The sequence below is a fragment of the Psychrobacillus sp. genome, from assembly GCF_056205495.1.
The window spans coordinates 1-4,721 of sequence record NZ_JBAEAP010000405.1 but is presented as its reverse complement, the minus strand read 5'-3'; the positions used below and the strand labels follow the sequence as shown (position 1 = coordinate 4,721).

6 protein-coding genes and 1 pseudogene are annotated in these 4,721 nt (G+C 38.8%); 3 read left to right on the top strand and 4 right to left on the bottom strand.

All coding sequences use genetic code 11. The annotated features are described in order from the left end of the window. Window positions 1–59: 59 nt before the first annotated feature. A complete protein-coding gene (locus tag AC06OU_RS11945; RefSeq protein WP_251556698.1) occupies window positions 60–368 on the top strand; it encodes a hypothetical protein in 309 nt (102 codons plus the stop codon). A 237-nt stretch (window positions 369–605) separates the two neighbouring features. Here AC06OU_RS11945 and AC06OU_RS11940 read toward each other — a convergent pair whose 3' ends face one another. The 4 genes from AC06OU_RS11940 to queG all read right to left on the bottom strand — a co-directional run bounded on the left by AC06OU_RS11940 (window position 606) and on the right by queG (window position 3,760). Then, window positions 606–1,436 carry an aldo/keto reductase gene (locus AC06OU_RS11940; protein ID WP_475856025.1) on the bottom strand — a complete coding sequence of 277 codons (831 nt, stop codon included), beginning with the start codon at window positions 1,434–1,436 and terminating at the stop codon, window positions 606–608. 207 nt (window positions 1,437–1,643) lie between these two features. Next, window positions 1,644–1,826, bottom strand: a complete 183-nt coding sequence (locus AC06OU_RS11935; RefSeq protein WP_144541921.1) for a hypothetical protein — start codon at window positions 1,824–1,826, stop codon at window positions 1,644–1,646. A gap of 308 nt (window positions 1,827–2,134) precedes the next feature. Then, a complete protein-coding gene (gene trmL / locus AC06OU_RS11930; RefSeq protein WP_475856023.1) occupies window positions 2,135–2,608 on the bottom strand; it encodes a tRNA (uridine(34)/cytosine(34)/5-carboxymethylaminomethyluridine(34)-2'-O)-methyltransferase TrmL in 474 nt (157 codons plus the stop codon). Between the two features lie 12 nt (window positions 2,609–2,620). Then, complete coding sequence (gene queG / locus AC06OU_RS11925) at window positions 2,621–3,760, bottom strand: tRNA epoxyqueuosine(34) reductase QueG (protein ID WP_475856022.1); 1,140 nt, start codon at window positions 3,758–3,760, stop codon at window positions 2,621–2,623. 57 nt (window positions 3,761–3,817) lie between these two features. Between queG and AC06OU_RS11920 the strand changes: the two genes are divergently transcribed. Then, entirely contained in the window at window positions 3,818–4,507 is a 690-nt protein-coding gene (locus tag AC06OU_RS11920) for a B3/B4 domain-containing protein (RefSeq protein WP_475856020.1), read from the top strand. Between the two features lie 4 nt (window positions 4,508–4,511). After that, window positions 4,512–4,721, top strand: a pseudogene (locus tag AC06OU_RS11915) (hypothetical protein); the annotation flags it as partial.

Below are 4,721 nucleotides of genomic sequence, written 5' to 3'. Positions count from 1 at the left end.
TTTAGTGTAAAATTACACTAAATATACTATACTCTAAATTAACAAAGGAGGCATGAGTTTTGAAAAAATGGCACTTTCTTTTGTGGGTATTAATAATAAGTGCAACCCTGTTAGGCTTATTTGGACAAGCTTTAGCCTATTTTGTAGATGAAATTATGGCGAGTAACGTCCCACCTATATATTACTTAACCATCATAACGGTAATTAGTATCATCCTATACTTAGCTACACCTTTTTTAGTATCAGTATTGGTTAAGTTTAAAAAAATAGATAACAAGTTTAATGATGTATACATTTTAGGTACTGTCATGGTTGGCCTCATCGTATCCTTGTGGTCAGTATTTGTTTGTATAATGTGGTGGGGCTAGGATGGTTATCAGTTTCAAAGAAAGCCTTCAATTAATAAACTTTAACAAGCAGTTTTCCATAAATGTTTTGAATAAAATAATGACAAATGGGTAATATTAGAATAAACCCCCTTTATTGACGCTGTTTCCCTTTTACTTCCTATTCTTTCACAGGGAAAGATTCTTACATGTAATAACAGCGAATAAAAAAATGGTCGTTACTGAAATCCCCTCAGTAATGACCATTTTTTTCATTTATTAAAAGCTAAAATTATCTGGATCTGCTCCAGTTCGCTCATTTAAATTGAGTGCATCAATATTTTTCACATCTTCAAATGATAATTCAAAGTCAAACACATCAAAATTTTCATGGATTCTTTCTGGAGTAATAGACTTTGGAATAACAATCAAATCATGCTGTAAATGCCAGCGGATAATCACCTGTGCGGTAGATTTCCCATACTTAGCACTGATGCGAGCCAACGTAGGCTCCTCTAATAATCTACCTCTAGCTAGCGGTGACCAAGACGTAACTGCAATGTCCTCGGAGGCACAGTACTCTCTAAGATCATACTGTGTCAGTCTAGGATGGCACTCTATCTGATTGACCATAGGCTTTATATTAGCTTTAGCAGCAATTGCCTCTAAATGGTGCTGATTATGATTAGATACGCCTGTTGCTCGAATAAGCTTCTCCTCGTAAAGACGTTCAATTGCACGATATGTATCTATATAACTCTCAGCAACTGGCCAATGAGTTAAGTATAGATCTACATAATCCATACCTAATAGCTCTAAAGACTTTTCAAAGGCTCTTAACGTCTGGTCATAGCCTTGATCGGTATTCCAAACCTTAGTAGTTACAAAAATCTCTTTGCGTGAGATTCCAGAAGCACGAACAGCTTCCCCCACTTCTTTTTCATTTGCATATAAGGAAGCCGTATCAATATGACGGTAACCTGATTCCAAAGCATGAGTAATTGCCTTACGAGCAACCTCTGGCTCTGTCATCTTATATACCCCTAATCCAATACGTGGCATCTCCACTCCATTAGCCAATCTCTTCGTTGAATTCTCAAGTAATTCCATTAAACTCATCCTTCCCTTTTATAGAAATGCGCAGGCGCCTATTTCTGCCCCGACAGGCAAATGGGGAAATGCGAGGAGGCAGCTCCTCAGCCACCGCAGTATTTTCCCATTTGACCCCGAGGGGCAAGGCGCCGGAGCTAGACAATAAGAAATGCGCAGGGCCTATCACTGCCCCGACAGGCAAACTCAAAAAATACGACTGAAGAATCAGTCGTCTTTCCGCTTCTTCATAATTGTAGCACTATCTGATTGAGCAGGGTCTGATACACGGTTATCTTCTTCTAGCTCTTGGTTATCTCTCATGCGTTCCATTTGCTTGCCTAATGTTTTTACCTCGTCCATATTTGTTGCCATTGAGCCGTTCTCTGGACCATTTTTCAAATTATCCATTTAAAAAATCACTCCTTTTTATCTATCCTAGTAGAATCACACGTTACATGCAACTTTGACACTTTCTATTTCAGACATAATTTCGTTTTATTGTATCGTTTCATTTTTTTACAAATTAGGTTATACTAAGATTTAGAATATATAGAGGAGGCGCTTAAGTATGAAACTAATCCTTATTCTTGGCGTTTGTGTTGCGTTTCTTACTGCAATTTTCACTGCAGGATACGACGACAAACCAGGTGCATCTGAGAAATAATAATTATTCAACATAAAAACGGACGAGTCTGAATAAGACTTCGTCCGTTTTTTTAATGTAAGTTTGGATAATTCTGTTGACGCAAAGCCTCATAAATAAGAATTGCTGCTGTGTTCGAGAGATTCAATGAACGAATATTGTCATTCATCGGTATTCTAAGCGCGCGGTCTGGATGAGCGTCGATAAATTCACGAGGAAGTCCCTTCGTCTCACGTCCAAATATAAAGAAATGATCCTTCTCTGAATCACTAAAATCAAAGGTAGTATGTGGCTTCGCGCCAAATTTAGTGATGAGGTAATATTCAGCTTCAGGGTGAGCAGCGAAAAATTCATCTAACCCATCATAATAGGTGATGTCAACATGCTCCCAATAATCTAATCCTGCACGCTTTAGCATTTTATCGTCTGTAGAAAAACCTAATGGTCGGATAAGATGAAGCTTTGCGCCTGTACCTGCACACGTTCTAGCAATATTTCCTGTGTTTGCAGGAATTTCTGGTTGATATAAAACGACATTAATACTCAATGATTCCACTTCCTAATTTTCAATTGTATAAAACGCAAGACCCTTGCGAATCTCTTCTAAAACCTGTTCTTCTTGTTCTGTTGTTTCTGCTTCCTTTAATGCAAGCAAGCCTTCCTCTGTATTAATTTTGCCTAATGCCCATGCTGCTGTTCCTCTTATTACTGGTCTTGCATCGTGCAGCATTAGTTCGATCAGCGTGGGAACGGCTCCCTCTTCTTTAAAATGTGCCAATGCAATGATTGCATTCCGTTGAATTGGATTTTTCCCTCTCCATGAACCAGACATATGACCATACGTTTCTTTAAAGGTCCGATTCGTCATGCCTAGTAACGGTAACAATAAAGGCTTCACAAGCTCCGGGTTAGGCTTGAATGATTCCTGATGAAGATTAGCCTTGCCTTTATTTTTTGGACAGACGGTTTGGCATGTATCACAGCCATATATCCGATTCCCTATCTTCGCTCGAAACTCATCAGGCACCATCGTTTTCGTTTGGGTGATAAAGGCGATACATCGTTGTGCATTCAGCTGACCACCTTCTATTAAAGCACCAGTAGGGCAGACGTCTAAGCAAAGCCTACAATCCCCACACTGATCCTCCATCTGTTCACTTGGGGCAAAAGGAATAGAGGTAATCATTTCTCCCAAGTAAACATAAGATCCAAATTCTGGGGTGATGATTGAACAATTTTTTGCACTCCATCCAATCCCAGAACGTTCAGCAACAGCACGGTCTGAAAGCTCACCAGTATCGACCATTGAGCGCAGCCTAGCGTCTGGTATGTGCGTTAAAATATATAATTCTAGCTGAGCGAGCTTTTCTCTTAAAACAGTATGGTAATCCATTCCCCAGGATGCTCTAGCAAATATCCCACGTCTAGCTCCCTTTACACTTTGGGGTGCATCCTTCATCTTAGAGGGATAAGCAATAGCTATCGAGATAATGCTCTGTGCCTCCTCCAGTAAAAGCTGGGGATTTGTTCTTTTATCAAGATCCGGCTCTTCAAATCCGGAAGCATACCCTAGCTCCTGCTGACGAATTAATCGATTCTTCAATTCATGAAATGGAGAAACAGTAGTAAAACCAATTTTATCAATTCCAATGGATGCAGCGTATTCTATGAGGTTCTGTTGAAACTGGTTTATATTCACTAGAGTTCTCCTTTCTGTATGGTACAATGAAGAAAATATATACAAGGATGGTTTAAAATGTTTGTAAAATTAGATACTTCTCTATTACAAATAGAGCCTACTTTTAAAATTGGCCTTATTTATTATAACAAAATTATTGTATCATCTTCCCCTCAAATGCTTAAGGGACGTCTCCAATTATTTCAAGAACAGCTATTTTTCGAATTAGAGGAAAAAGCAGTTAATGATTTTGATGGGATAAAGGAATGGCGAGGTCTTTGGAAAAAGCTTGGAGCAGATCCTAACCGTTATCGTCCTTCCATGGAAGCAATGTACAGAAGGATTGCAAAACAAAATTATATCACACCTATGCATTCTGCTGTAGATTTAAATAACTTCTTCTCTATGCGCTATGAGATTCCTCTTGGAATATATAATTTGGATGAGATTAAAGAGGATATCTTTATCACTGTAGGCAACAAAGAAACAAATTATCTTGGATTGAATGGTAGGGAAAATAATTTACACGGGATTTTAACACTTCAAGATGAAGTAGGTGCATTCGGGAGTCCATTCGTCGATTCTAAACGGACGGCAGTTACTGAAAGTACAACGAGTGCTATACAAGTAGTATATCTCCGACCTTCTATGAGTCAGGAAGAAGCGGTAAAATTATTAGAATCCATGGGCCAAATGTTCACGCAAGTACACGGCGGAGAAGCCGCAAGTGTTGTATTAGACAAAAACAAAGTAGAATGGGGGATATAAATTTATGGCACATATACTTCTTGCAGAGGCAGTAAAGCTTAAGAGTATTTTATTGAAGAGAGTTCAAGAACTGGAAACAGAAATGATGCGTGTTGGTTTTACTGTTATTGAGAAGGGGACTACTCCTGCTCCTCCTATTAGAACTGTCAAAGCAGTAGACATGGAAATGAACGAGATTCGCCGTGATATCCGAAATCTTGATCGACTTATTTAT